The organism is Flavivirga sp. 57AJ16 (assembly GCF_028736925.1).
GTDB lineage: Bacteria > Bacteroidota > Bacteroidia > Flavobacteriales > Flavobacteriaceae > Flavivirga.
This window is the reverse complement of sequence record NZ_JAQZAT010000012.1, coordinates 110486-136556: the sequence shown is the minus strand read 5'-3', so window position 1 is coordinate 136556 and position 26071 is coordinate 110486. Positions and strand designations below refer to the sequence as shown.

General features: G+C 34.0%; 26 protein-coding genes and 1 pseudogene. 10 read left to right on the top strand and 17 right to left on the bottom strand.

Annotation, left to right across the window (positions count from 1 at the left end; translation table 11 throughout):
• The first annotated feature begins 95 nt into the window (after positions 1 to 95).
• Both PQO00_RS14480 and PQO00_RS14475 read left to right on the top strand, forming a co-directional pair.
• Positions 96 to 335 (top strand): hypothetical protein, encoded by a 240-nt coding sequence (locus PQO00_RS14480; RefSeq protein WP_274185558.1) that lies wholly within the window; start codon positions 96 to 98, stop codon positions 333 to 335.
• Between the two features lies 1 nt (position 336).
• Complete coding sequence (locus tag PQO00_RS14475) at positions 337 to 1056, top strand: hypothetical protein (protein ID WP_274185557.1); 720 nt, start codon at positions 337 to 339, stop codon at positions 1054 to 1056.
• Between the two features lie 87 nt (positions 1057 to 1143).
• Here PQO00_RS14475 and hemB read toward each other — a convergent pair whose 3' ends face one another.
• From hemB to hemA, 8 genes and pseudogenes are all read right to left on the bottom strand, one after another.
• Positions 1144 to 2136 carry a porphobilinogen synthase gene (gene hemB, locus PQO00_RS14470; protein ID WP_274185556.1) on the bottom strand — a complete coding sequence of 331 codons (993 nt, stop codon included), beginning with the start codon at positions 2134 to 2136 and terminating at the stop codon, positions 1144 to 1146.
• A gap of 44 nt (positions 2137 to 2180) precedes the next feature.
• Positions 2181 to 3083, bottom strand: coding sequence for an oxygen-dependent coproporphyrinogen oxidase (gene hemF / locus PQO00_RS14465; protein ID WP_274185599.1), 903 nt, complete (start codon positions 3081 to 3083; stop codon positions 2181 to 2183).
• 222 nt (positions 3084 to 3305) lie between these two features.
• Positions 3306 to 3659: pseudogene (locus PQO00_RS14460) on the bottom strand (transposase); the annotation flags it as partial.
• On the bottom strand, positions 3656 to 4246 hold the full coding sequence (locus tag PQO00_RS14455; RefSeq protein WP_274185555.1) for a GNAT family N-acetyltransferase: 591 nt from the start codon (positions 4244 to 4246) through the stop codon (positions 3656 to 3658). The pseudogene PQO00_RS14460 and the gene PQO00_RS14455, both read right to left, overlap by 4 nt.
• The gene (locus tag PQO00_RS14450) at positions 4239 to 4994 is read right to left on the bottom strand and encodes an EI24 domain-containing protein (RefSeq protein ID WP_274185554.1); all 756 of its coding nucleotides are present in this window, start codon (positions 4992 to 4994) and stop codon (positions 4239 to 4241) included. The genes PQO00_RS14455 and PQO00_RS14450 overlap by 8 nt, the downstream gene beginning before the upstream one ends.
• A gap of 115 nt (positions 4995 to 5109) precedes the next feature.
• Complete coding sequence (gene hemE, locus PQO00_RS14445; protein WP_274185553.1) at positions 5110 to 6135, bottom strand: uroporphyrinogen decarboxylase; 1026 nt, start codon at positions 6133 to 6135, stop codon at positions 5110 to 5112.
• 137 nt (positions 6136 to 6272) lie between these two features.
• Positions 6273 to 7850 carry a hydroxymethylbilane synthase gene (gene hemC / locus PQO00_RS14440; protein WP_274185552.1) on the bottom strand — a complete coding sequence of 526 codons (1578 nt, stop codon included), beginning with the start codon at positions 7848 to 7850 and terminating at the stop codon, positions 6273 to 6275.
• Complete coding sequence (hemA, locus tag PQO00_RS14435) at positions 7843 to 9102, bottom strand: glutamyl-tRNA reductase (protein WP_274185551.1); 1260 nt, start codon at positions 9100 to 9102, stop codon at positions 7843 to 7845. The genes hemC and hemA overlap by 8 nt, the downstream gene beginning before the upstream one ends.
• Before the next feature lie 189 nt (positions 9103 to 9291).
• On the opposite strand from hemA, the gene PQO00_RS14430 reads away from it, so the two are divergent.
• The 5 genes from PQO00_RS14430 (at position 9292) to PQO00_RS14410 (ending at position 14397) form a co-directional block, all read left to right on the top strand.
• Positions 9292 to 10194 carry a helix-turn-helix transcriptional regulator gene (locus PQO00_RS14430; protein WP_274185550.1) on the top strand — a complete coding sequence of 301 codons (903 nt, stop codon included), beginning with the start codon at positions 9292 to 9294 and terminating at the stop codon, positions 10192 to 10194.
• Positions 10195 to 10204: 10 nt separating this feature from the next.
• Positions 10205 to 11239 carry a ferrochelatase gene (hemH, locus tag PQO00_RS14425; protein WP_274185549.1) on the top strand — a complete coding sequence of 345 codons (1035 nt, stop codon included), beginning with the start codon at positions 10205 to 10207 and terminating at the stop codon, positions 11237 to 11239.
• Positions 11240 to 11242: 3 nt separating this feature from the next.
• Positions 11243 to 11791, top strand: a complete 549-nt coding sequence (locus PQO00_RS14420) for a CopD family protein (RefSeq protein ID WP_274185548.1) — start codon at positions 11243 to 11245, stop codon at positions 11789 to 11791.
• Positions 11792 to 12016: 225 nt separating this feature from the next.
• A complete protein-coding gene (locus PQO00_RS14415) occupies positions 12017 to 13474 on the top strand; it encodes an ATP-binding protein (protein ID WP_274185547.1) in 1458 nt (485 codons plus the stop codon).
• Positions 13475 to 13614: 140 nt separating this feature from the next.
• Positions 13615 to 14397, top strand: coding sequence for an enoyl-CoA hydratase/isomerase family protein (locus tag PQO00_RS14410; RefSeq protein ID WP_274185546.1), 783 nt, complete (start codon positions 13615 to 13617; stop codon positions 14395 to 14397).
• A gap of 83 nt (positions 14398 to 14480) precedes the next feature.
• Here the strand turns inward: PQO00_RS14410 and PQO00_RS14405 are convergent, their stop codons facing one another.
• Positions 14481 to 15668 carry a DUF4932 domain-containing protein gene (locus tag PQO00_RS14405; protein ID WP_274185545.1) on the bottom strand — a complete coding sequence of 396 codons (1188 nt, stop codon included), beginning with the start codon at positions 15666 to 15668 and terminating at the stop codon, positions 14481 to 14483.
• Between the two features lie 474 nt (positions 15669 to 16142).
• Here PQO00_RS14405 and PQO00_RS14400 point away from each other — a divergent pair, with 474 nt between their 5' ends.
• Positions 16143 to 17216: a PA0069 family radical SAM protein gene (locus PQO00_RS14400; RefSeq protein WP_274185544.1), complete on the top strand. Its 1074-nt coding sequence runs from the start codon at positions 16143 to 16145 to the stop codon at positions 17214 to 17216.
• A gap of 204 nt (positions 17217 to 17420) precedes the next feature.
• On the opposite strand, the gene PQO00_RS14395 is transcribed toward PQO00_RS14400, so the two are convergent.
• Complete coding sequence (locus PQO00_RS14395; RefSeq protein WP_274185543.1) at positions 17421 to 18020, bottom strand: hypothetical protein; 600 nt, start codon at positions 18018 to 18020, stop codon at positions 17421 to 17423.
• A 204-nt stretch (positions 18021 to 18224) separates the two neighbouring features.
• On the opposite strand from PQO00_RS14395, the gene PQO00_RS14390 reads away from it, so the two are divergent.
• Entirely contained in the window at positions 18225 to 19097 is an 873-nt protein-coding gene (locus PQO00_RS14390; RefSeq protein WP_274185542.1) for an AraC family transcriptional regulator, read from the top strand.
• A gap of 104 nt (positions 19098 to 19201) precedes the next feature.
• Here PQO00_RS14390 and PQO00_RS14385 read toward each other — a convergent pair whose 3' ends face one another.
• The 6 genes from PQO00_RS14385 to PQO00_RS14360 all read right to left on the bottom strand — a co-directional run bounded on the left by PQO00_RS14385 (position 19202) and on the right by PQO00_RS14360 (position 23874).
• On the bottom strand, positions 19202 to 19855 hold the full coding sequence (locus PQO00_RS14385; RefSeq protein WP_274185598.1) for an HD domain-containing protein: 654 nt from the start codon (positions 19853 to 19855) through the stop codon (positions 19202 to 19204).
• A 208-nt stretch (positions 19856 to 20063) separates the two neighbouring features.
• On the bottom strand, positions 20064 to 21041 hold the full coding sequence (locus PQO00_RS14380; RefSeq protein ID WP_274185541.1) for a GyrI-like domain-containing protein: 978 nt from the start codon (positions 21039 to 21041) through the stop codon (positions 20064 to 20066).
• 129 nt (positions 21042 to 21170) lie between these two features.
• A complete protein-coding gene (locus tag PQO00_RS14375; RefSeq protein ID WP_274185540.1) occupies positions 21171 to 22163 on the bottom strand; it encodes an acyl-ACP desaturase in 993 nt (330 codons plus the stop codon).
• A gap of 10 nt (positions 22164 to 22173) precedes the next feature.
• The gene (locus tag PQO00_RS14370; RefSeq protein WP_274185539.1) at positions 22174 to 22911 is read right to left on the bottom strand and encodes a 1-acyl-sn-glycerol-3-phosphate acyltransferase; all 738 of its coding nucleotides are present in this window, start codon (positions 22909 to 22911) and stop codon (positions 22174 to 22176) included.
• Between the two features lie 26 nt (positions 22912 to 22937).
• Positions 22938 to 23339 carry a hypothetical protein gene (locus tag PQO00_RS14365; protein ID WP_274185538.1) on the bottom strand — a complete coding sequence of 134 codons (402 nt, stop codon included), beginning with the start codon at positions 23337 to 23339 and terminating at the stop codon, positions 22938 to 22940.
• 124 nt (positions 23340 to 23463) lie between these two features.
• Entirely contained in the window at positions 23464 to 23874 is a 411-nt protein-coding gene (locus PQO00_RS14360; RefSeq protein ID WP_274185537.1) for a BrxA/BrxB family bacilliredoxin, read from the bottom strand.
• Between the two features lie 212 nt (positions 23875 to 24086).
• Here PQO00_RS14360 and PQO00_RS14355 point away from each other — a divergent pair, with 212 nt between their 5' ends.
• The gene (locus tag PQO00_RS14355; RefSeq protein WP_274185536.1) at positions 24087 to 24866 is read left to right on the top strand and encodes a DnaJ domain-containing protein; all 780 of its coding nucleotides are present in this window, start codon (positions 24087 to 24089) and stop codon (positions 24864 to 24866) included.
• Between the two features lie 275 nt (positions 24867 to 25141).
• On the opposite strand, the gene PQO00_RS14350 is transcribed toward PQO00_RS14355, so the two are convergent.
• Positions 25142 to 25990 carry a helix-turn-helix domain-containing protein gene (locus tag PQO00_RS14350; protein WP_274185535.1) on the bottom strand — a complete coding sequence of 283 codons (849 nt, stop codon included), beginning with the start codon at positions 25988 to 25990 and terminating at the stop codon, positions 25142 to 25144.
• Between the last annotated feature and the right edge of the window lie 81 nt (positions 25991 to 26071).

Below are 26071 nucleotides of genomic sequence, written 5' to 3'. Positions count from 1 at the left end.
TTGTAAATTGTGTAAGGAAATACTGTTGGTTGGTATAGTCCTTTTCTTTTAATTTTTTTTTTTGATTTAATAGCATAATTTAAAAAAGTAAATTTATGACAACCAAAAAACCATCTTATGAGCTTGTAGAAGTTATTTGTGCAAAAAATGATTGTAATGAAACATTTAGTGTTATTATTTCTTCAATATATACTGTTGTTAGTAGACCAGTTGGAGAAATAGAATTTAATCTCTCTAAACATAATGATATAGCTAAAACCAATATAATTGATGACTATATAGTTATTAAATGTGCTTGTGGACATAGCCAAAGAGTGTATTTAAAGAAGAAGTAAAATGAGAGACTTAAAAGATTTTGATAGTTTTTGGCTTGCCAAAGGCCAAGATATCGTTAATAATACATTTATCAATCTCAATCGTCATTTAACAAACTATAGTGTTTATTTAAAAGCTTTAGTGGGGTTTTACACCATTATTGGCTTGACTGCCAATTTAATCACCTCAACTACTAATGTTAAGGTTTATTTAGTTTTTGTTTTACCATACATTATCCTTTTTTTAGCGATGTTTAAAATATCCGTAGGACAAAATGCACAATTAGAGGAGCTGGATTTAAGAAGCCCATTACAAATTAATAATGCTTACGGAAAATTAGTCTTAGGTTTAAAAAAAGATATCATTGAAGCTAAAAGATGGGTTGCTTTGGCAACTATAACTATTTTAATTGGAGGGACTTTGGCTCTATATCATATTAATATAGAAAAAAAAGAGCGGGAAAGGCAAGAAAAAATTGAGAAACGAGCGGATAAAATTTTAAGCTATGAGGATGAGAATTTAAAAGCATATAAGAAAACGCAAAAACTTAAAGTGACTAAAATAAAAGGAGAAGATAAGATCACGCTTGAGGCTAAATTTGCAGAGAATAAAACAGTTATTTTAAAACTAATTTCCCATAAAGAAGATACAGTGACTAAATCAATTAATATTCCAAAGCTTTATGACTATAAAGTTGATATTGGAAATGCGAAGGAGCTATTGGCTGCTGAGGTAAAATAGAATAAACCAATCTACCATATTTAGTAGATTGGTTTGTCTCTTTTATTTAAGAACCTCTTTAGCATCTCTCGGGCAGCAAGGAAGTCATTAAGTATTTAAAATTTTAACTACATCTTTAGCAAAGTATGAGGCTATGATGTCGGCACCGGCACGTTTTATAGCAGTAATTTGTTCCATCATGACGGCATCATGTTCTAGCCAGCCTTTTTCCGCAGCAGCTTTTAACATGGCATATTCACCAGAAACTTGATATACGGCAACAGGAACATCGACGTCATTTTTAATTTCTCTTACGATGTCTAAATAGCATAATCCAGGTTTTACCATAACAATATCTGCACCTTCATCTATATCCATTTCGGTTTCTCTAATAGCTTCAAAGCGATTAGTATAATCCATTTGATAGGTTTTTTTGTCTTTGGGAATATTGATTAAGTCCACAGGGGCAGAATCCAATGCATCTCGAAATGGTCCGTAAAATGCTGAGGCATATTTTGCTGAGTAGCTCATAATACCTGTATCTGTAAAACCTTCATCTTCCAGGGCTTCACGAATAGAAAGGATCCGACCGTCCATCATATCGCTTGGCGCTACAAAATCAGCACCAGCTTGGGCGTGTGAGACACTCATTTCACTTAAAACATCAACGGTTTTATCATTTAAGATTTTTCCGTTCTCAATAATGCCGTCGTGCCCGTAAGCCGAATAAGGGTCTAGTGCCACATCGGTCATCACAAGCATTCCCGGGCATACATTTTTAACCGTTTTAATAGCACGTTGCATCAATCCATTTGGATTTAAAGCTTCTAGGCCTTTGTTGTCTTTTAGGTTATCTGGTACTTTTACGAACAGTAGCACCGATTTTAACCCTAACGACCATAATTCTTTTACTTCATTTTCGAGTAAGTCTAGACTATATCTGTAATAATTTGGCATTGAAGTGATTTCTTCTTTAACACCTTTACCTTCAACGATAAAAAGGGGTACTAAAAAATCATTAGGCGTTATAATAGTTTCTCTAACTAAGGAGCGAATGGCTTCGTTGGTTCTTAATCTGCGGTTTCTTTTTAGTGGGAACATGTTTTTTTAATTTTACGGACTAGACAGGTCTAAATATTTATTAATTAAACCCAGTCTTTAGGGTTTTGTAGTATTTCAATTAATTTTTCTTCGTCACTTCCAGCTTCAGGTTGATGGTCATAAACCCATTGTACATGAGGGGGTAAGCTCATTAGAATGCTTTCTATACGGCCGTTGGTTTTTAGCCCAAAAAGAGTTCCTTTATCGTGCACCAAATTAAACTCGACATAACGTCCGCGACGAATTTCTTGCCAATTTCGTTGTGCTTCTGTATATTCTAATGCTTGTCTTTTTTCAACAATGGGCACATAAGCATGCAAGAAGCTATCTCCAACTTCGGTTACAAAATGATACCAATTTTCCATGGTCATGGTTTCTGAAGCTTTGCAATAGTCGAAAAATAAACCACCAATACCCCTACCTTCATTACGATGTGCATTATAAAAATAGTCGTCACAACGTGCTTTGTATTTTGGATAAAATTCGGGATTGTGTTTGTCGCAAGCCGATTTACAGGTTTGATGAAAATGTTTGGCATCGTCTTCAAACAAATAATAAGGGGTTAAATCTTGTCCGCCCCCAAACCAACTATCAATTATGTCCCCTTGCTTATCATACATTTCAAAATAGCGCCAGTTAGCATGCACTGTAGGTACCATGGGACTTTTAGGATGTAAAACCAAACTTAATCCGCAGGCGAAAAAGTCGACATCACCTACTTTAAAATAAGATTGCATTGATTTTGGAAGTTTACCATGAACACCAGAAATATTTACACCGCCTTTTTCAAAAACACGTCCGTTTTCAATAACTCGGGTACGTCCACCGCCACCTTCTGTTCGTTTCCATAGGTCTTCTTTAAATGTGGCTTTGCCATCAATGGTTTCAAGTTTTGATGTGATGCGGTCCTGTAAACCTTGTATGTATTTATAAAATTTGGACTTGATTGTTTTTGGTTTGATTGTGTCATTAATACCTGTCAGATTTTCGAAATCTGACAGGTCTGAGTTATGAGCATATTTAAAATTTTCCAAATCGTTAAAAAGATTTAAAATATATGATTTATTTGTAACAATAGTATTATTATCATTGAGGTAGTTTTTATATGATGAGAATTCATAGTTTTCAAAACGTTTAACTATATGATGATTCTCTGGATTTTTATGGACATAAAGAATAAGCCTTTTTAAATAGTCTTCATTTTGAATGTGAATCCTTTTATATGGTCTTTCAAAAAGCGTTCCCGTTCTATTCTGTTGTTTATTATATGTTTTAGCGTAAGCATTGAAAAGATTAGAAAAAGCTTGCGTAACGATTGATTCTTCTTCAAGAATTTTAACAACCAAATGAAAATGATTATCCATTAAACAATAAGCCAGAATATTCACTTTACCCGTTAAGTGTTTTTTAATTAACTTTAAGAAATAAGACTTATTATCTTCGTTTTGAAAAATAATACCGCTATTAATTCCTCTATTGAAGATATGGTAATAATAGTCTTTTTCTATTTTTTCTTGTTTCATTTGTTGATTTTATGCGACCTGTTGAGACCTGTCAGGTTTTCAAAACCTGACAGGTCTCTACGGGATAATTCGTATAATTCCATGTTTAATGGATTTTCTCCGGGAGGAGTAAATGCATTATTCAAGGTTCTTTTCCAAATAAAATGACATTTTTCGGCAATTTTCACACTTGCTATATTGTCTTTATGAACAATAATTTGAAGTGTTTCCAGACCTAAGTTAATAAAGGCATATTCTGATAATGTACTAATAGCCTTAGTGATGATTCCTTTTCTTTCATAAGGGTATCCAATGCAATAGGCAAACTCACCTTGCTTTTTATTCCAGTTGAGTTCTTTTATATAGACCAGACCAACTAATTCACCAGACTTATTTTCTTTAATGGTAAACAATAATTCTTCTTTTAAATTAAATTGTTTTACTTTTTTTTGAACAAAGAATTTGGATAAATCGGGGGTTAAATTTTGTTCTAATGTTTTGGGGAAATAGCGTTTTAATCGATCTTCATTTGCAACAATAAAATGACATAAATTCCAAGCGTCTTGTGGTTGAATAGGTTCTAAGCTATATCCATTAAAACTAAGCATTTTGAAGTTTGGTTTTTAATTGAAGTGCCTCTACTGTTTTTGTTGTTGCTGCTGTTACAGATAGTGGCAATACGAATATAACACCAATAACAGGTATTAATAAAAATAAGATAAATACCATGCCGTTACCGATGGCCAAACCGCGATTTTTTCTAACAAAAGAAGTGCTTTCCTGATATTTAAAATGGCGCTCTAGTGTATAATCCATATTGCCAAAACCAGCATAATAAGCCTGAACTAAAAAGAGCAATAGGGTTGAAAATATATTGATAACAGGTATAAACTTTAAAAGCAGTATGGGGATGGTCAATGATAATTCCATAAACAAGTTCCTTCCATTAATTCTTATACCGCGCCAAAGTTGTTGTGTAAATGTTGTGTTTCTATGTGTGTGTTGCGTATGTCCTGTTAAATGGGCCTCTATTTTTTCGGATACGGGGCTCATAAATGGCGCCGATAATGCCATAATGATATGTTTGAAAAGGATTAATCCAATAACAATAATAAAGAGCCCTCCAATAAAAGTGCTAATTGATGAAAAGGTTTCCTTTCCCCAATCCCAAATCCAAATTTTTGAAATGAATACGCCAACGTTATCGGATAGCCCATAAGCTGAAGCAAAAATAATGATGGCTGTTATAAAACTTATAAGCATAGGAATTGCAAAATATTTCCATAGTTTTAGTTTAGAAATTAAACTAAAAGCGCCGAAATAGGCCTTTATTCCTAATATTATGTTTTTAATCATCCTCTCCCTAGCCCTCTCCAAAGGAGAAGGGGTTTAAATCGTTATTAATTAAGCATAAATTTACAAATACATATTTAGAATTTCCAAGAATGTTGGTTCCTTCCCTTTGGGAAGGTTAGGATGGGAATTCTTTTACCGCATCTATAAATGCTTTGGCGTGACCTAACGGAATGTTAGGTAAAATACCATGACCTAAATTTACAATGTATTTGTCTTTACCAAATTCATTAATCATTTGGTGTACCATTTTCTTTATTTCTGAAGGTGGTGATAGCAAACGGGATGGATCGAAATTACCCTGAAGAGTCACGTTCCCACCTGTTAAATAACGCGCATTTCTGGCTGAACATGTCCAGTCTATACCTAAAGCAGATGCATTACTTTTTGCCATGTCGCCCAGTGCAAACCAACAGCCTTTACCAAAAGCAATTACTGGAGCCTCATCTTTTAAGGCTTCAATGATTTGATCGATATATTGCCAGGAGAACTCTTGATAATCAACAGGGGATAACATGCCGCCCCAAGAATCGAATATTTGAACGGCATTAACACCTGCTTTTACCTTTTCTTTTAGATAAGCAATGGTGGTGTCGGTTATTTTTTGAAGTAATTGGTGTGCTGCCATTGGATTGGTAAAACAAAATTCTTTAGCTTTATCAAAAGTTTTGCTTCCCTGGCCTTGTACGCAATAGCATAAAATAGTCCACGGCGAGCCTGCAAATCCAATTAAGGGAATCTCATCATTAAGCAATTCTTTCGTTGCTTTTATGGCTTGATATACATAGTCTAGTTCTACGGTTACATCTGGAACAATAACATGATCGACATCTTTTTGAGTCCGTACAGGGTTTGGTAAATACGGGCCAAAATTAGGTTTCATCTGTACCTCAATATTCATAGCTTGTGGAATGACCAAAATATCACTGAATAAAATGGCTGCATCCATGCCATAACGGCGAATAGGTTGTACCGTAATTTCGCTGGCCAATTCTGGGGTTCTACAGCGTGTAAAGAAATCGTATTTCTCGCGAATAGCAATAAATTCCGGTAGATAACGCCCCGCTTGACGCATCATCCAAACGGGTGGACGATTAACGGTTTCTCCTTTTAATGCTCTTAAAAATAAATCGTTCTTTATCATATTTTTGTCATTCCCGCCTTTCGTCTACACTCAAGATAAACTTTGGCGGAATCTTTTTAATTGAAACTTAAATTTTATATTATGGATTCCTATTTGGGCACTGCGCTCAGTGTGACAAACAAGAATGACAGTTGACTTTAAACATAATGTTCATTCACCAACTCGATCACACTTTCTACGGTTGGTACTTTTGCTACCCTAACATCCTTAAAATGCTTTTTTGCTTCTTTTGCAGTGGTATCTCCTATGCAAAAGGCAATAATTTCTGCATCGTTTTTTTGTACAAAACTTTGTACGGTAGATGGACTGTAAAACATAACACATTCAACAGAGTCGTCTATTTTTTTACTATCAAACTTCGTTTGGTAAGCTTCTACTTCGTTTACCTTTATGTTGCTTTCGGTTAGTATTATTGGTAAATCGTCTAATCTTAAATTGCTGCAAAAATATGTGACTTCTACACCTTCCATGTATTCAACTAAATACTCTGCTAGTTTTTTTGCGCTTTTTTCGTAATGTGTTACTTTACCAATTCTATTCTCTACCAAACGTTTTGTGCGCCTACCAACACAGTAAATGTTTTTAAACTGTAATGCTGTTGAATCATAATTAGTGATTAGAGACTCTACCGCATTTTTACTGGTGATAACTACATTCTGGATCTCGTTTTTCAGGAATCTGGGATGGATTCTATTCAAGCTTATTTTTATAAGATCGGTGCTTTCCGGAACAATTTTTTCATGAAACAAAAGGCGTTGGTCTTCCGTGAACGATTTTGTTGAATAGACATTTGTTTTTTTACCAGCATTCTTAATTGTGTCCATTAAACGCTTGCCACCTCGTTCTATAATAAAATCGGCACAAAACGAAGCCATATCATTATGTTCACCTAGTTTTTTTACGCGGGTAACATCAATTCTTTTGGTGCCATCTGTACTTAGTAAGACGCCTTTAAAATTGATTTCTTCGTTTTTTATATAAGCGAGCGCGCCAATAGGAGCTGTACAACCGCCTTCTAACTTATTTAAAAACTCACGTTCGATCGTGGTACAGATTTCGGTTTCTTCATGATTTAATTCGGCACAGGCGTTTCTAACAAAATCATCTTCCTCTAAAGCTGTTATCATAATAGCACCTTGTGCTGGAGCAGGAATCATCCAATCTAAATTAATGGCATCTTCTGGTCTTATGCCGATGCGGCCAATACCCGCAGCTGCAAAAATAGCACCATTCCAATCGGTATTATCTTCCAGTTTTTGTAAACGCGAATTCACATTGCCCCGTAAATCAACAATTTTATGTGTTGGAAATCTATTGAGCCATTGGGCACGTCTGCGTAAGCTTCCTGTAGCTATAATAGCCTCTTTAGAACTTAAAAACTCTTCATTATTTTTAAATACCAACGTGTCATTTGTATTACCACGTTTTAAAACAGCTGCCTGTATAATACCTTTAGGTAAAATGGTTGGTACGTCTTTTAGAGAATGAACGGCAATATCAATGTCATGATTTAACATGGCGATATCTAAGGTTCTGGTAAAAATACCCGTAATTCCTAACTCGTACAAAGGCTTATCCAGTACTAAATCGCCAGTGGATTTTACAGGAACTAATTGTGTTTTATGACCTAAGTTTTCGAGTTGTTGTTGTACTATTTTGGCTTGCCATAGTGCTAATTCACTATCGCGTGTGCCAATTCTAATGGTTTTAGACATGCGTTGTTGGTTCTAACTGAAACACTTTTTTTATAAGTTCCAGACTCTCATCGGTAGAGATATTGTCATCTTTTAAATGATGCGCAAAATGGTTGGTGATTTTTTGAATAATGTTGCTGCTAATTAACGCTGCCTGAACTTCATTGAAATCAGCATTTTTCTTGCGTTGCGTTTCTAATTCTGCTGTGGCAAAATCAGCCAGTTTATGTTTTAATGCTTTTATGATTGGAGCAAATTTTCTGGTTTCTAACCACTCGTTAAACTCCATTTTTACTTCTTCTATAATAGATTCGGCAATAGGGATATGCTTTTTTCTTTCTTCTAAGGTTTTATCTGTAATTTTAGATAAGTGATCTAAATGCACTAACGACACATTTTCTAATGTTTCAACATTTTCATTCACGTTTTTTGGGATAGATAAATCTAAAATTAAAAGAGGCTTTTTAGATTGGATAAGGTGCTTGTCAATTGTTGGCCTGTGTGCACCAGTAGCAACAATTAAAATATCTGATTTGCTAATCTCTTCTTGTAAATTGGCATAATCTTTAACCACTAGATTAAACTTTCCGGCAATTTGTTCTGCTTTATCTTTGGTTCTATTTATTAAAGTGATATGTTCATTTTTAGTATGCTTTACAAGGTTTTCGCAGGTATTCCTGCCAATTTTTCCAGTTCCGAACAGTAAAATATTTTTATTCGAAACATCTTCGACCGAATTAAAAATATACTGAACAGATGCAAAAGACACTGATGTTGCTCCAGACGAAATATTGGTTTCAGTTTTTATACGTTTACTAGCCTGGATTACCGCATTGACCAATCGTTCTGTAAAGTGATTGAGTAATCCGTGCTTTTTTGAAACGCGGGCACTGGTTTTTAACTGACTTATAATTTCAAAATCTCCAAGAATCTGACTATCTAGACCAGAGCCTACGCGAAACATATGTGAAATGGCTTCTTTATTTTTGTATATGTATGCTACCTTTTGAAATTCTTCAACGGTACCTCTCGTATTATCACAGAGTAACTGAATTAATTGAAAAGGGTGTTGTGCAAATCCGTAAATTTCAGTTCGGTTACAAGTAGATGTAACTACCAAACTTTCAATATCATTTTCTTTAGCCTGATTGAGTAAAGCTAATTTACCATCCTCATCTAAACTAAAATGCCCTCTTATATCCGCATCGGCTTTTTTATAGCTCAAACCAATGGCATAAAAGTAGTTACTTCTTGATATGTTATATTTTTGCATGCTGATACCTGATATTTCAAAGCAAATGTATAGTGGATAGGGATAAAAAAATAACGCTTAAAGAACTTTTAATATCGTTTGTGGTTTTTTAAGGATGTTTTTCCTAAAAATATGATAAATGTCATATTTTTGTAGAGAATTAGGCTCTTTTTACCTAATTTATTTAGAACGAATCTAAATAAAGTTGTTATGAAAGATGAAATGAACAATCAGAAAAGTGTCGCTCAAAGTTCTTTTGATGAAACAAAAGTAGATGATGGTGCTTTAGTGCTTACCTTTAAAAATGAATCGAACCAAGTGCAATCTCTTGCTAAAGAAATAGATAGTGATTATATTCAATTTCATTTTTGCGTCAAGGGGACAAGTCGGTTTGTATTTAATGAAGGAAGGTATACATTGAATATTTTAGAAGAGAATTCATTGTTATTATATAATCCGCAGCGCGATTTGCCAATAAATCTGCAAATAGACCCTAATTCCTGGATGGTTTCTATTTTAATATCTATTAAAAATTTTCATGGCTTATTTTCTCAGGAAGCTGGTTACATTACTTTTTTAAGTGATGGTAATAAGGATAAAAAATATTATAAAGATGGTGTTATTTCGCCTTCAATGGCTATCGTTTTAAATCAATTGATAAACTACAACTTTAATCAATCTATTAAGAATCTTTATTTTAAAGGAAAGGCATACGAGCTTTTAAGTTTATATTTTAATAGAAGTGAAGATGCCGATATTGAGCAATGCCCATTTTTAGTAGATGAAACAAATGTTATTAAAATTAGAAAGGCCAAAGAAATTGTTATTGCTCGTATGGCAGAACCCCCTAGTTTACAGGAGTTAGCTGACGAGATAGGGTTAAATCTTAAAAAACTAAAAGAAGGTTTTAAGCAAATTTATGGTGATTCGGTATTTAGTTTTTTATTTGATTATAAAATGGAATTTGCTAGAAAATTATTAGAATCGGGCGATAATAATGTTAATGAAGTAGGGCTTAAAGTGGGCTATAGTACTTCTAGTCATTTTATTGCAGCTTTTAAAAAGAAATACGGTACCACACCAAAAAAATATGTAATGTCATTATCTTCGTAAAAAACTATTGATGAAAAAAGGAGTTTTACTAGTCAACCTTGGTTCCCCGGATAGCCCAGAACCAAAAGATGTAAAAAAGTATTTAGGTGAGTTTTTAATGGATGAGCGGGTTATTGATATTCCGTTTGCAGCAAGGACGTTATTAGTTAAAGGGATTATTTTAAAGACGCGACCTAAGGCATCGGCAGCAGCTTATAAAAAGATATGGTGGGAAGAGGGTTCGCCCTTAATTGTATTGTCTGAAAGACTTCAAAATAAGATTCAAAAACAAGTAGATGTTCCTGTTGCATTGGCCATGCGTTATGGGAGTATGACCATTAAAAAAGGGCTACAGGAATTGGTAGATAAAGGGGTCGATGAGGTTTTGTTGTTTCCTTTATATCCCCAGTTTGCTATGGCAACTACGGAAACCATTACAGTGTTGACCGAAGAGCTGCGTCAACAATACTTTCCGAATTTAAAAATAGAATCGGTTCCCGCTTTTTATAATAAACCTGATTATATCGAGGTGCTTTCCAACTCAATAAAAAATCATTTACAAGGTAAAAATTATGAGCATTTATTATTTTCATATCATGGTGTTCCAGAACGTCATATTAGAAAAAGTGATGTTACAAAATCGCATTGTAAAATAGACGGTAGTTGTTGTATCACCCCATCAGAAGCCCATAAGTTTTGTTACAGGCACCAATGTTATGAAGTGACCAGATTGGTTGCCGAAAAATTGGAGCTTGAAAAAGATAGGTACTCCACGTCTTTTCAGTCACGTTTAGGCTTCGACCCTTGGTTACTGCCTTATACAGACAGAACTATTGAGCGTTTGGGTAAGCAAGGTGTAAAAAACATGGCCATTGTGACACCTGCATTTGTTAGTGATTGTCTGGAAACCCTTGAAGAAATAGCCATGGAAGGACAAGCCATTTTTCATGAAATGGGAGGGGAAAATTTTACAACGGTTCCTTGCTTGAATGACGATGATGAGTTTGTTAATCTGCTTTCAAAGTGGATTACAGCATGGACCAAAACACTTATTGAAATTAGTTAACCTATGGAATATTACTTTTATATAAAATCGTTCCATCTTATTTTTGTTATCACTTGGTTTGCTGGGTTGTTTTATATTCCCAGATTATTTGTATATCAAATAGAGGCCTTTCATAAACCATCACCAGAAAAAGAAATCCTTGGTAAACAACTAAAACTAATGGCAAAAAGGTTGTGGTTTATTATTACGTGGCCATCGGGCATTTTAGCTTTATTTTTTGGGCTGATACTATTTTATTTAAACCCTACACTTGTTTATCAAGATTGGATGCAAGTAAAACTAGTCTTTGTTGTGTTACTATTTATGTATCATTTTAAAACGCACCAGTATTATAAACAGCTTCAAAACGATGTGGTTGAAAAAACGTCAAGTTTTATGCGCATTTGGAACGAAGGTGCTACATTTATTCTTTTTGCTGTTGTGTTTTTGGTTATTTTGAAAAGTGCTATTAATTGGATTTGGGGTATTGTTGGAATTATTGTTTTAGGAATTCTTATTATGTTAGGATTTAAAATTTATAAAAATATAAGAGCTAAAAACCCAGATGCCTAAATTCAAAAATTGAATTCGAAGTTGAACTTCAATTTCAACTTCGACTTCGACTTCAACTTCGACTTTGAGTATCACCACGTAGCCTGTCGAAAATGTAGTAAAACGGTATATTTTACAATAGTTTCAAGTTGTTATGGCATTTTTTATGGTATAATTATGGCATAAGTCATATTTGGTTTGATTATTGCTATATTTATGGAACTTTAAAAGGCACAGTAATTATTAATGAAACTAAAAAAACTCTCTTTACGTACCCGTATTTTTTTAGCAATGATATTGCTGGTTTTATTAGCATCCATTCTTATTTCGGCCGTAGCGATCTATCAATATAAGGAAGAACGACAGGATTACCATAAAGAGCGCTTAGAGCGTAAAGAGGAAAACATTCAAACACATCTTAAGCGTGTTTTAAATGGCAGGCAAAATAGTTGGGAAGTAAAAACAGAGAACATCCCGTTAATTTATAAAGAAGAAATATATAATGTAGCAGATATTCATAAGCTTCAAATTAATTTATATGATTTGGAGGGGGTCTTGTTAATATCATCTAAATCCGAACTGCAAAATAATTCAGCTCCTGAATGTATTAACGCCGAGGTTTTAAATGCTATTTCTAATACTGCGGTACATAGATTTGTAGATAAACATGTGGAAAATGGAGAAACATTTCAATCTTCATATACCTATCTTACAGATCAAAAATCTAAACCTATAGCCATATTAAATTTACCTTATTTAGAAAAAGACGATTTCCTTTCGAGAGAGCTTGAGGAATTTTTAAAACGGATAGGGTACGCATACATGTTTATTTTATTTATGGCTATTGGGATTGCGTTTTTATTATCTAAATACATTACAAAGTCCTTAAAAACAATTAGTGATAAAATTAATACGACAAGATTAGAAAAGAGTAATGAGAAAATAGAGGTAAATGATACGAGCGAGGAAATTTCCACTTTGGTAAATTCGTATAATAGCATGATTGACGAACTTGAGGAAAGTGCTGTGCAATTAGCCAAGAGTGAGCGTGAACAAGCCTGGAGAGAAATGGCAAAGCAAGTAGCGCACGAAATTAAAAACCCGCTTACGCCCATGCGCTTAACAGTACAGAACTTTCAGCGTAAATTTGATTCTAATGATGAAAATATTCACTCAAAATTAGATGAGTTCAGTAAAACATTGATTCAGCAAATAGATACTATGAGCTCTATTGCATCGGCATTCTCGAACTTTGCTAAGATGCCGGCACAACAAAGTGAAACTTTAAATGTCGTAGAAATTGTTAAACTGGCACTGGATATTTTTAATGAAGATTATATTTTTTTTACTGCTGAATCTGAAGATATTATTGCGAAATTTGATAGAACACAATTAATTCGAGTCGTTACTAACTTGGTTAAAAATGGTATTCAGGCCATGCCGGAAAATCAAACACCTAAAATCGTTATTAATGTAGGTACAAAGGACAATGATGTTGTTGTTACAGTTTCAGACAATGGTTTGGGTATTTCAGAAGAAAATAAGGATAGGGTTTTTGAGCCTAAGTTTACGACAAAAACAAGTGGTATGGGACTTGGTTTGGCGATGGTGAAAAATATAGTGGAAACTTATAATGGCACGATAACATTCAAATCAGAAAAAGATAAAGGCACGATGTTTAATGTGACTTTTCCTAAAGAGTAACAGAAAGATAATTTATGAGATATATAATATTATTTTTTTATTTCAATGATTGGATTTTATGATTGGACTCATCTTGAGCTTTTTGAAATTAAAGAATTAGAACTAACTATTTAAGAAGGATATTTAAACTTATAAACACAATGAGCTATAATAATATAATTTCCAAAGAAAACAATGGTATAGCCACCATCACTATTAATCGTCCAAAAAAGTTAAATGCACTTAATAAAGAAACTATTAATGAGCTGCACGAGGCTTTTAAAGAAGCAGATCTAGACAAAAATACAAAAGTTATTATTGTTACAGGTAGTGGGGAAAAAGCGTTTGTTGCAGGTGCAGATATTAGTGAGTTTGCAGATTACAGTATTGAAGAAGGTAAAATGTTGGCAGCTAAAGGACAAGAGTTACTTTTTAATTTTATCGAAAATCTATCGACACCAACTATAGCTGCAATAAATGGTTTTGCGCTTGGTGGCGGATTAGAATTGGGCATGGCGTGTCATTTTAGAGTGGCGAGCGATAATGCAAAAATGGGATTGCCAGAAGTGTCGCTTGGTGTGATTCCAGGTTATGGCGGTACGCAGCGTTTACCACAATTAGTAGGGAAAGGGCGTGCTATGGAACTTATCATGACCGCAGGTATGATCGATGCTAATGCCGCTTTAAACTATGGTTTGGTGAATCATGTCACGGCACTGGATGAATTACTTCCTTTTTGCGAGAAAATTGCCAGTAAAATAATGCGTAATTCATCAGTGGCCATTAGTGCTGCTATTAGAGCTATAAACGCCAACTTTAAAGATGGGGTTGATGGCTTTGCTACCGAAATTCAAGAATTCGGTAATTGTTTTGGTAGCGAGGATTTTGCTGAAGGTACCACAGCGTTTTTAGAAAAACGAAAAGCAGATTTCCCTGGGAGATAGGGTTTTGTTTTTAAAATGGAATTTTACTTTGTTTTTGGAGGGTTCGTTTAACGTTTGTGTATATACTTTGTTATACTATGTTATTATTTTAGTTTATTGTTCACGAATGTCGAATCATTCTTTGCAAAAACTTCCAATAGCTTTGGGATATAATCTTTCCACATTGGATATTTTCGTCGATTGCTCTCAAATTCTAATATGGATTGTTCCAATTGAGGTAAAAAAATAAAATATTCAGTTTCAGTATGATATTTTCGAAGTCTTTTTTCTCTTTCAACATCTTTTTGAATGGCTGCAATTCTAATTTCTCCTAATCTGACAAAACTTTCAATAACATACGTATACCAATTCCCGACTCCTTTTGAGTCCATTTTTTTCTTAAGAGTCTCAGTGAATAAAGTTGACGATAGTTCGATTTGGGTTCTGTAATCTTCTAAAGACGGATTGACGAAAGAATGGCTAAATTCGTGTACTGTAAGAAATCTGGCCGTGGGTTCATAATTGAAACCATAGGAATTATAAGTGTTTGATTCATTGATGGGTACCTGAACATAGGGGCTCATAATTTCATTAACGATTTGTTTGCCATCGATTTCAACAGTAGCACTTATGCCCCTACCTTCATTTTCTTCAATGGGCCAGATTTCCATTGGACTGACCAATGCTACATATTTGTAACGTTTTTCGCCATAATAGCTTTCCATAGCATTAGTAAAATCAGATGGGATGAGAGTGTTCAGTTCATTGATTGCACCTTCATAAAAATAAATATGCTCTTTAAAAAAAAGTTCAACCTGTTGATTTAAATAGAATTGGTAGAGAACATCCAGGTATTTGGAAATAATTTGCTCCAATTCCATCTTCTTTTTAGTACCAATAGGCAAATCAGGCAGTTTAAAAGTTTCAGGTTTTTGATGTTGATTAAATTCGGGTATTTGCAACAGTATGGGCATCATAATGTCATTACCATACCCAAAACTGACTAGGCTATCACAGAACTTTGCAGTTTGCTTGGCAAATTCGGCATTGTCGTCCGTTTCAAATTTATCAAGTGCGAACTTTACAATTGGCTGATATTTCTGACAAGTTGCCAATTTATAATTCTCCCATTGTGCATTTGTTTTTCTGTGTTTGACAGCCAGTAATTCGGCAAGAAAATAGGTTTCCGTATTTTGGTTATAAGTGGCGTCGAAATTAGAGAGTTGTTTTTTAGAAGTTTTACAGGAACAGAAGGCCAATAATAATAAAGCTATAATCAATTTTTCATTCATAATTATAAGGAATGTTTAACTTAAAGACAAACTAATGGTCAAGATGTTACATTAGAATTGGTTTAATATGGTATAATGCAAAGATAAAGCTCCGTTTTAATGAACTTTATCGGTTGTTAAACGAAGTTAGCTGAAAAGTTTTACAAAGGCAAGTGTGATTCACACCTTTTAATGATCGAATCTAGATGTATCGAGTTTGTTAATAACCCATTTTTACTTTAACACTTTTGAATAGAATTTATAAGTAATTTTAAAGAGCTACACAAAAAGCATATACCAATTTAACCTTTATTAGTGAAACTCGATTTTGAGATTCCGCCAAAGGTGGAGAACTCAAAATTGTAAGTAGAACTAATCCCGCTTTTTGAGCGGGATCCCAGACCTAACATCTCGAAGCTAGCTTCGGAAATTTAAAATAATTTTTTTGTTGAATGCCTTGTGGGCTTGCTCCAAGGATGATTTATTTTTACTATAATGAACCCAAAAACAGCCATAAAAGGACGTGGTGCGCAAGTTAACGTCCACAATCGTTTTTTTGAATTAAGCCATGAAATGCGTGACGATTTTCTCGAATTCTGTCGTAAAGAAGGCGAAGTAAGCGATAAAAATAAAACACAATACCTAGAAGTATTCCCCAAAACGATAGTCAATAAAGTGGAGAGCCCGGATATAGGTATGATGTACTCTATGAATTCGTACCAAGGTTGTGAGCACGGTTGCATTTATTGTTACGCGCGTAATAGTCATGAGTATTGGGGCTATAGTGCGGGTTTGGATTTTGAAAGGCGGATTATGGTAAAGAAAGAGGCTCCCAAATTATTAGAAATACAGTTAAAGAAGAAAAGTTGGAAAGCACACCCTATAGTTATGTCGGGAAATACGGATTGCTACCAGCCCGCCGAAAAACAATTTGAAATTACCAGACAATGTTTAGGGGTGTTTTTAAAATACAAACACCCAGTAGCTATCATTACAAAAAACGCATTGATCCTTAGGGATTTGGATCTTTTAAAAGCATTGGCAAAAGATAATTTAATCGGTGTGAACATGTCCATTACCTCATTATCGGAAAATACGAGACGTATCTTAGAACCCCGAACCACTACGATTAAAAAACGCCTAGAAACCGTTAAGGTTTTAAGTGAAAATGGGATTCCTGTAAATGTGATGTTAGCACCTATTATTCCGTCTATAAATAGTCATGAAATATTACCTTTGGCAAAAGCAGCAGCAGAACACGGCGCCTTGTCTATAGCTCATACCATTGTGAGACTAAATGGGGCTATTGGAGAGATTTTTAAAGATTGGATCCATAAAACGCTTCCAGATCGCGCCGAAAAAGTATTGCATCAAATAGAAAGTTGTCATGGAGGCCATTTATACGATTCTCGGTATGGAACTAGAATGCGGGGTGAAGGAAAAATAGCAGAACAAATTAATAATCTTGTAAAACTAGCTAGACTAAGGTATTTTAATAATAAGGCGATGCCAAAGCTTAACCTGAATTTGCATGAACAATATAAAGATGGGCAATTAAAGCTATTTTAGATGGTTTGTGCATCATTTTTGAAATTCAATGTTACCTTGACTTTTTATTACATTGTAAAGATGCTAGAATACTCAAAATAATATCGGAAATACACGAGACTGGCAAGAAAACACGACTTTTGCTTAAATGAATAAAGTCGGGATGAGTTCAATAAAAAGTGGGCCATTACAGCCCACTTTTAAAACTAAACTAAACTTACTAAACTAATAATTGATGAGCTTTATATACTCTTTGTTATTCGAATTGAGTACTACTTTATAACTTCCTTTTGTTAACTTATATATTTTTTCTATTACTTGAACACCTTCAATCTTTTCTGAATGCATTAATTTATATATGCCCTCATTGTTTCCATAAATTTTTACTTCCAAAGGCTCAAGGTTTAAAGCAAGTTTTGTTAAATAAACGATACCCTTATTTTCTCTCAGATGAGGCTTAAAAATAACAGTCTCTTTATCTTTATCGAAAGTTACTTTGTTGTTTTCTACAACAAAAGGAATGGTTTTGACTTCAAGATCTTTGTCTACCTCAAAAAAATAATTTCCGTTAGGTAACTCGGTTAAATCAAACCCTTTATTGTATATGCCAGATGATTGAATAAGCTCTTTATATATGATGATACCTTTGTAATTTTTAATAGATAGAAGATCGCCTTCTTTTACATTATTAATTGTTAATGTAGTCCCTTTAAGATCTCCTTCAATTTTGAAAGAAGAAATTTCATTGGCATTACCTATTATTACAGTAAGCAACATGGTTACTAATAATAGGTTTTTTTTGATTTTTTTAATTACATTTTTCATGATTTGGATTTTACATCGTTTTATGAGACAAAGATACCTTGGAATAAGGAACTCCAAAACATCAAATTTGACCAGTTTGTATGCTATTTTATCTGTTAAATGAATGTTAAATCCATGTAAAGTTAAAATAGCATATAATTATGATAATTGAATACAGGTTTTAAAAATAATATATAGTATTTTTGATACTTAATTGTTCCATTTATGATTAATAAAAAACCTACTTTAGAAAAACTTAGCCCTAGTTTTGGAAGTTCTATATTGGTTAAGCAGCATATGTTTAAGGTTGATAAGGATAATGCTTTTTGGCATTTTCATCCAGAATTAGAACTTGTTTATGTAAATAAAGGTCAAGGAAAAACCCATATAGGCACTCATTTATCTTATTTTAACAATAGTCAACTTATATTAATAGGATCTAATTTACCGCACAATGGTTTTGCAGATCGATTAACAGCAAATGGTACTGAAACGACAGTTCAATTTAAATCTAATTTTTTAGGAGATGATTTTGTTAATATTCCCGAGATGTCATTAATCGTGTCATTATTTGATAGAGCGAAAAAAGGGATTCGATTTAGTGTGGAGACAAAAAAGGTTATTGGGCCTAAAATTGATAGACTTCTGGATTATGAAGGTTTGGATAGGGTTTTAAAATTTCTAGAAATTTTAAATTATTTAGCAAAAACAGACGACTATATTATTTTAAATGCTGACGGTTTTGCTTTTGAGGCAGAACCACAGGACAGTGGTAAAATTGATTTGATCTATAAATACATTAACAGAAACTTTCAAAATCACATTAGTTTAGATGAAATAGCCGATAAGGTAAGCATGACGGTCCCTGCATTTTGTAGATATTTTAAACGTATTACAGGTAAAACATTTACTAAATTGGTTAATGAATATAGGGTAGTCCATGCAACAAAACTGTTAAACGAAAGTAAAATGAGTATTGCAGATGTTTGTTTTGAATGTGGATTTAATAACTTTTCGCATTTTAATAAACAGTTTAATGAAATAACAGGAAAAAGCGCCTCACAGTACAGAAAAGAGATAAAGCACATCATCCAATAGTAGATTAACTTGAGGTAAGCAAAATCACTTTGTTACTAATGATCATTTAAAATTTAGGGATGTGCTTCCACGAGTACTTCGACTGTGCTCGACCCGAGAATACTTTAAGCATTTCCATCCCATTCATTATAAAACTGTTTAAGATACAGTTCCATAAATGAGTGTCTATTTGAAGCTATTTTTTTTCCTGTTTTAGTATTCATTTTATCTTTTAAAAGCAGTAATTTTTCGTAAAAATGATTGATAGTTGGAGCCGTTGATGCTTTATATTCTGCTTTACTCATACGAAGGTTTGGCTTTATATTTGGGTTATAAATGGCCCTGTTTTTAAAGCCTCCATAATTAAAACACCGGGCTATACCTATAGCCCCAATAGCATCCAGTCTATCGGCATCTTGTACGACATCTAATTCTGGCGAACGAAATTTTTGTACTTCTTTTCCGCCTTTAAAAGAAATGTTTTCAATAATGCTTATAACATGCTCTATGACTGTGGAGTCTACATTCAGTTTAAATAAAAATTTTCGGGCTATTTTTGGTCCAACAGTTTCATCACCATTATGAAATTTACTATCGGCAATATCATGTAATAAAGCACCAAGAGCTACAGTAAAAGTATCTACATGTTCACTTTTAGAAATTAGCTGGGCATTTTTGTAAACACGTTCTATATGAAACCAATCGTGCCCTCCTTCAGCATTGATTAATTGCTCCTTTACAAAGGCTATGGTTTTTTGTATAATTTTTTCTGAAGACATCATGAGTTATAAATAAAATTCTGTCTAGAAAGGGGTAAAACAGCTTGTCATTACGAAGCCTACCTATCGACAGACAGGGAGATACGACTGTAGCAACAATCTGTTTAATTAAAATTCAAAAGATCCTCACATCACACTTTTGGTGCTCCTGAAGATGACAGGTCATTTTTCTAATTTCTAGAGAAGCGCTAATTTACAAATCAATTTTTTATTCAATGGGAATATGTAAATCAACTATACATTTGTTTTCAAGGTGTTCACGAAAGTCGTTATGATATATTTCAAAAGGATTCCCTTCGGCTTTTTTAAAGCCATTTTCGTTCATCCAGATGAACAGGCTGCTCCAGGATTTTTCAAAATCATGAGGTGTTATCTCAAAACGACCAACCATGCATTTATTTTTTTTGATGCTTCCCGAAGCGATCTCTCCTTCTAAAACAAATGGTCTATCGGTTAATAAACAAATACTCATACGAACCTTATCGGGATCTGTTATTTTAAAGCTATCATGAAAAATTCTTGCCATTTTGGTTTCAGAATTTGCCATCAAACCTTTTGCCTGTCCCCATTTTATTAATTTATCGAATACATTTTCAATACCATGCACTCCAAAATGGGTCATACTGGCAAATTTTAATTCAGGAACTTCTTTAATTTCAATGTTTGCATTCATTTTAATCCAATTTAAATGGTTATTAATGTTGCAAATATATTTTTCAAAAATCGGACTTTCTTGACCATTCTTGCTTTCGACTTGACTTATCTTGCTATATTTATTTGGGCTTTCTTTTCTAAATGCAGAAGGGCTTACACCATAAAATTTTTTAAAGGCACGCGTAAAAGAAGCGTTGCTGCTAAAACCATATTGTAGCGAAAGCTCTGTAATACTTATATGTTTTTTGTGTATTAATATGGAAGCTGTTTTTTCAATACGCTTTCTAATGATATAAGCATAGAGTGTTTCACCAATCAGGGCTTTAAAAATTCTGTGAAAATGAAAAGGTGAATAAAGTGCTATATTAGAAATAGATTCTAATGATAGTTCAGAATCAAGATTATTGTCTATGTATTTTAAGGCCAAATTAACCCGATTGGTATAATCTTTTTCTATGAACTCATCTTGACTTTTACTATTTCCTAAAAAATGACTAAAATCCGTCCTTATTTCGTTACTTTTATTATCCATAGCGATGCTATGCCTTTCTAAAAGTGCCTCATCTGGACAAATTTTATCTCATTTTCGGTTAAACACAAAAAGTCAAGATGAGTTCTATGTCATTTTTAGAAACCAACCTTGTTGTAAAATGATTTTCGGTTATTTTATAATGGCAGGCTCAACCCATTTAAATTGAAACGAATTTTCTGGTATTTTAATACGATCTGCTAAACGATACATCCTATCGGGAAGTTTCATTAAGTAATCCCTGGCTTTTTCGGCTTCGTCGGTCAGGTTTGTTATTTTATCAATTTCCCAACGGGCAATTAATTTTTCTAAAATTTCAATATAGTCGTTCGATGTGTAAACACCAATACGTTGCGCGGTATTAGAAAATTCTTCAAAAGCAGTACTGATTTTATTTCCAGACTCTCTTAAAAAATGCGCGGGCATGGTTATTTTTTGTTTCATCATATAATGAAACGCCATCATCATCTGACTTGGGTCCACTTTAAAAATACGCTCGACAAATTCAGAATAAGCATTGTGGTGGCGCATTTCATCCCCAGCAACAATTTTACACATTTTGGCAAGTTGTTTATTATCACTTTTTCTAGCAATTTTAGCAACACGATTGTGTGAAACATAGGTGGCTAACTCTTGAAAGCTGGTATAGACAAAGTTTTTATAGGGGTCTCTATCGGTTCCAATATCAAAACCGTCCGCAATAAGATATTGTGTGGTCTTTTCAATTTCACGCATATTTACACGTCCGGAAAGGTATAAGTACTTATTAAGCACATCACCATGGCGATTCTCTTCGGCCGTCCAATGGCGTACCCATTTGGCCCAAGGATTTTCTCCATCTATTTGATCAACACCTTCAACGTCCATTAGCCAGGATTCGTAGGTAGGCAATGCTTCTTCTGTAATCATATCGCCAACTAAAACCACCCAAAAATCATAAGGTAGTTCTTTAGAAAGTTCTCTTATTTCACGTACTTCCTCAAAAAAAGTATCTCCTTCAGAATTTGGTAAAAAATCGGTTGGCTGCCAAATTTTTTCAATAGGAATTAAGTATTTTTCAATTAAGGATTCAATGTCTTTTTCCAAAAACTTCATCACTTCTAATCTAACATTCTTTAACGACATTTGTAGTTTTTTATGGGTGTATATGTTCTTTTATAGTGGTTTCAATACTATATATAAGCTCTTGCTTATTGGCAAAGGTACTAACTTTTAAAGGCTTGTGTACAGTAAAAGTGATATGAGTTCCCAAACCCATAGGAAATTTTCCGTAACGAACTGTTTTCCAAGAGTTATTTATAGAAACAGGAACGACCAAAGCCGACGGTGCTTTTTTGAATAGAATTTCCAGGCCTTTCGTTTGAAAGGGCTTTGGGCGACCATCTTTGCTTCTTGTTCCTTCTGGGAAAATGACTGCAGCCCGTTTGTTCTTTTCAATGTATTCTCCAAATTTCATAAGGACAGGCAAAGATTGTCGCGGGTTTTTTCTATCGATTAAAACAGAGCCTCCGTGGCGTAAATTATAAGACACGCTAGGAATACCTTTACCTAATTCTATTTTACTAATAAATTTAGGATGGCATTTTCTTAAAAAAACAGCCAGCGGGGAGATATCATACATGCTTTGATGATTGCAAACAACAATGAGTGGCTGATTTGTTTCAATATCATGTGCATTGTTAAATGTAAATCGAGTGCCTAAAATATGAAGGCATCGCATTAAACACATGTTCATTAAATCGACACTTTTTTTATGCCCTTTATAGCCGAAAACATTGAGACCTATCCATTGGATTGGATGAAATATGAGCAATGTTATTAAAAAACAAAGAAAATAAATAATGGTTAATGGGTACGACAACAATTTTTGCATGCGCAAAAATAAGTAAAAACTAAGTCTTAATACATAAGTACGCAGGTGTTATTTTCGCAACTGGCACTTACTGGTCGTAAAGTGAATGTGCAATCTGAAGTGATGCCCCATTTTAAATTAAAGGCGGCTTCCTTTGTATTGTAATCTTTAACAGCTGCTTTTAATTGTTCTACATCAATAGAAGTTGTATATAGTAAATAAGACCATGGTCCTCCACAAGGTTTGCTCCCCAATGCAATGAATTTGCATTCGGTAGTATCATTACAAACAGATGCCTTGGCCAAACCTTCAATATCTGCCTTTAATAAACTAAGTTGTTCTAATTCAATTTTGTATGTAGATGCGTCATTATCGTTAGAGGAGCAGCTAGTAGCAACTAATAAAATAAGATAGGAGAAAACCAATATCATTCTTAAATACAGATTCATATGTCTTTTTTTTATTAAGATGAAGAATTGTTGAATAGGTTGCGTAAATTAGGAATAAAAAAACCACGTATAATCCGTAGATCCGTGGTTTAATTTTAATGGTTATTTCTTGTTGTATAATATGCTAACAATGCTCGTTATAAGCATCTATTAAATTTTCTGCAATAAGCTCTGCCGGGCGGCCTTCGATATGGTGACGTTCTAGCATATGTACTAGTTCCCCATCTTTAAATAATGCCATACTTGGAGAGCTTGGAGGAAATGGTACCATATAACCACGGGCGGTATCGACTGCTTCTTTATCTACACCTGCAAAAACGGTTACAATATTTGTAGGGCGCTTTTCATTTTGCAAACTCATTCTTGCTCCTGGGCGTGCATTGGCTGCTGCACAGCCGCAAACCGAATTTACAACCACTAAAGTTGTTCCTTCTTTCGCTAAAGCAGCATCAACAGCTTCGGGAGTATGCAATTCTTCAAAACCAACATTTGTTAAATCTTCGCGCATTGGTTTTACTAATTCTGCTGGATACATATTTTTAAATTTTTATAATTAACTATTTTATAGTGCAAAGATACCAATTGTGTAACAAAATAGGGAATCAATCAACTAACAAATATTATATTTACTCGGATTATTTTTATTTTAAAAAAAATAGATCAGAGCGAACCCACTTAATATAATTTCTTCTTTCAAAAGAATGAATTTATATGTAGGTTTGGTCATAATTAAAATCTAGAACTTACATGAGTTTTTCAAAATGGATAGGTGGTGCTTTAGGTTGGGCTTTTGGTGGTCCGATAGGAGCTATTATTGGAGTAGCATTAGGGGGCGTTGTTGATTCTTTATCAAACGGAAAAAGCAGTCCTTTTATAGAAGAAGGACAGCCGCAACGCGGTAGAGGAACTACCTATAGAACAGCGTCCAGACAGCGTCCGCAAACACAATCAGGTGATTTTGAAGTGAGCTTGCTCATATTAGCATCTATCATTATAAAAGCGGATGGTATACAAGATCAAAGGGAGTTGGATTTTGTGCGGCAACAGTTTGTGAGTATGTATGGTAAAGAACGCGCCAATCATGCCTTCAAACTATTCAAAAACATTAGTAATCAAAATAATATTCCAACCAGGCAGGTTTGTTTACAGATAAAACAAATGATGGACCATCCATCACGCTTGCAGCTCATACATTTCTTGTTTGGTATTGCCAAGGCAGATGGCATGGTAACGACAGACGAGGAACGACAAATTTATACCATGGCAGGGTATTTGGGGATTAGTTCACGTGATTATGATAGTATTAAAGCCATGTTTTATAACAGTAGTGATAATGCTTATAAAGTTCTTGAGATAGATAAAAGTGCAACGGTCGACGACATTAAAAAAGCGTATCGAAAAATGGCCAAGAAGTATCACCCAGATAAAGTCATTCACTTAGGAAAAGAACACCAAAAGGGTGCAGAAGAAAAGTTTAGGCAGGTGCAAATGGCTTACGAGCAGTTGCAGAAGGAGTTGAGGTTTTAGGCTATTCATTCCTGCGACCTGTGCTGAACTTGTTTCAGTAAGAAAGGAATCTAATTGCTTACAGATAAACAGTGGTGTATCAATCATGCCTCATTATAGATATGGCGGCTTATGTAAACATTAAAATGAGTTTAAATCCACCTTTCTTGATTAGGGCTACCGTGTGTGTATCTTTAAAAAGACACGAATGACACAAATTTTCACTAATTATTCTTTCTATCGACAGATTTTAAGCCTATAAAGCATAAAGATTCAGTTTAAGAATCCCATTTTAACTAACTTCTAACTTCTAACTTATAACCCACGCCATGTACATTCTCAATGTTTATAGAGGGATCGTCTTTAAATTTTTTTCTAAGTTTTGATATAAATGTATCTAAGCTTCTATTTACAAAAACACCATGGTCCTCCCATATTTCTTTTACAAGGATCTCCCGTTTTACTACTTGATTTTGGTTTACACTAAGTATAGACATGAGCTCACATTCCTTAGTAGATAGTTTTATTTCAAGAGCTTCTTTAATGAGCTTGTTTTGGTCTTTATAGAATTTATAATCACCAATTTTTGAATAGGGAATGCCTCCTTCACTAGTTGTCTTCCTTTTTTTAAGATAGAAAAAGCCAAAAATAAATATACAGGCAAAGAGCATAAAAAGCGTCACGTACATTTTAGTGGCTAATCTCCAGTTATCCTCAAAAAACAGGACCTGGATCGTGTAACAATCTGTGGGTAGCTTTCTGCCTAAGCACGGAACAATATTCCTTTCTGTGGTTCCTTTAATCTGGAAACTGTAAAATACTTCGTCATTATTGCAATTAATAACCTCTACAATATATTGTTTTGGGAGGTTGGCCTTTTTTAAACGACTACTTATAGTGGTCACCAAACTATCGGGAGTTATAGATAGTTTATTTTGAAAAGCAAGTTCGTATCTGTTCTCACTTAATTTGGTAATTGGTAGAATCAATGATGTAGAATCATTATTAGCGGTTAAAAGTGTATGGCCTGCATCTCGCAAGGCTACTTTTACTGTTTCAGAAAAATGATTCTGGGGCATATTATCTTTACACCCTGAGTGTGTAAGGAGCCATATGGCCAATAAAGGAAAAACAAGTTTTTTCATTATGGATTTAAAAACGGTTAAATAAGTGAAAATTTTCAACTTTTTGCACCCGTTTCACACTTCTTTCACATTTTTTTTACA

What these genes read in the sequence shown, in the direction of transcription:
- PQO00_RS14480 (WP_274185558.1), top strand. Translation starts at nt 96, where the DNA reads ATGACAACCAAAAAACCATCTTATGAGCTTGTAGAAGTTATTTGTGCA.
- PQO00_RS14475 (WP_274185557.1), top strand. Translation starts at nt 337, where the DNA reads ATGAGAGACTTAAAAGATTTTGATAGTTTTTGGCTTGCCAAAGGCCAA.
- hemB (WP_274185556.1), bottom strand. Translation starts at nt 2,136, where the DNA reads ATGTTCCCACTAAAAAGAAACCGCAGATTAAGAACCAACGAAGCCATT.
- PQO00_RS14455 (WP_274185555.1), bottom strand. Translation starts at nt 4,246, where the DNA reads ATGCTTAGTTTTAATGGATATAGCTTAGAACCTATTCAACCACAAGAC.
- PQO00_RS14450 (WP_274185554.1), bottom strand. Translation starts at nt 4,994, where the DNA reads ATGATTAAAAACATAATATTAGGAATAAAGGCCTATTTCGGCGCTTTT.
- hemE (WP_274185553.1), bottom strand. Translation starts at nt 6,135, where the DNA reads ATGATAAAGAACGATTTATTTTTAAGAGCATTAAAAGGAGAAACCGTT.
- hemC (WP_274185552.1), bottom strand. Translation starts at nt 7,850, where the DNA reads ATGTCTAAAACCATTAGAATTGGCACACGCGATAGTGAATTAGCACTA.
- hemA (WP_274185551.1), bottom strand. Translation starts at nt 9,102, where the DNA reads ATGCAAAAATATAACATATCAAGAAGTAACTACTTTTATGCCATTGGT.
- PQO00_RS14430 (WP_274185550.1), top strand. Translation starts at nt 9,292, where the DNA reads ATGAAAGATGAAATGAACAATCAGAAAAGTGTCGCTCAAAGTTCTTTT.
- hemH (WP_274185549.1), top strand. Translation starts at nt 10,205, where the DNA reads ATGAAAAAAGGAGTTTTACTAGTCAACCTTGGTTCCCCGGATAGCCCA.
- PQO00_RS14420 (WP_274185548.1), top strand. Translation starts at nt 11,243, where the DNA reads ATGGAATATTACTTTTATATAAAATCGTTCCATCTTATTTTTGTTATC.
- PQO00_RS14415 (WP_274185547.1), top strand. Translation starts at nt 12,017, where the DNA reads ATGAAACTAAAAAAACTCTCTTTACGTACCCGTATTTTTTTAGCAATG.
- PQO00_RS14410 (WP_274185546.1), top strand. Translation starts at nt 13,615, where the DNA reads ATGAGCTATAATAATATAATTTCCAAAGAAAACAATGGTATAGCCACC.
- PQO00_RS14405 (WP_274185545.1), bottom strand. Translation starts at nt 15,668, where the DNA reads ATGAATGAAAAATTGATTATAGCTTTATTATTATTGGCCTTCTGTTCC.
- PQO00_RS14400 (WP_274185544.1), top strand. Translation starts at nt 16,143, where the DNA reads ATGAACCCAAAAACAGCCATAAAAGGACGTGGTGCGCAAGTTAACGTC.
- PQO00_RS14395 (WP_274185543.1), bottom strand. Translation starts at nt 18,020, where the DNA reads ATGAAAAATGTAATTAAAAAAATCAAAAAAAACCTATTATTAGTAACC.
- PQO00_RS14390 (WP_274185542.1), top strand. Translation starts at nt 18,225, where the DNA reads ATGATTAATAAAAAACCTACTTTAGAAAAACTTAGCCCTAGTTTTGGA.
- PQO00_RS14385 (WP_274185598.1), bottom strand. Translation starts at nt 19,855, where the DNA reads ATGTCTTCAGAAAAAATTATACAAAAAACCATAGCCTTTGTAAAGGAG.
- PQO00_RS14380 (WP_274185541.1), bottom strand. Translation starts at nt 21,041, where the DNA reads ATGGATAATAAAAGTAACGAAATAAGGACGGATTTTAGTCATTTTTTA.
- PQO00_RS14375 (WP_274185540.1), bottom strand. Translation starts at nt 22,163, where the DNA reads ATGTCGTTAAAGAATGTTAGATTAGAAGTGATGAAGTTTTTGGAAAAA.
- PQO00_RS14370 (WP_274185539.1), bottom strand. Translation starts at nt 22,911, where the DNA reads ATGCAAAAATTGTTGTCGTACCCATTAACCATTATTTATTTTCTTTGT.
- PQO00_RS14365 (WP_274185538.1), bottom strand. Translation starts at nt 23,339, where the DNA reads ATGAATCTGTATTTAAGAATGATATTGGTTTTCTCCTATCTTATTTTA.
- PQO00_RS14360 (WP_274185537.1), bottom strand. Translation starts at nt 23,874, where the DNA reads ATGTATCCAGCAGAATTAGTAAAACCAATGCGCGAAGATTTAACAAAT.
- PQO00_RS14355 (WP_274185536.1), top strand. Translation starts at nt 24,087, where the DNA reads ATGAGTTTTTCAAAATGGATAGGTGGTGCTTTAGGTTGGGCTTTTGGT.
- PQO00_RS14350 (WP_274185535.1), bottom strand. Translation starts at nt 25,990, where the DNA reads ATGAAAAAACTTGTTTTTCCTTTATTGGCCATATGGCTCCTTACACAC.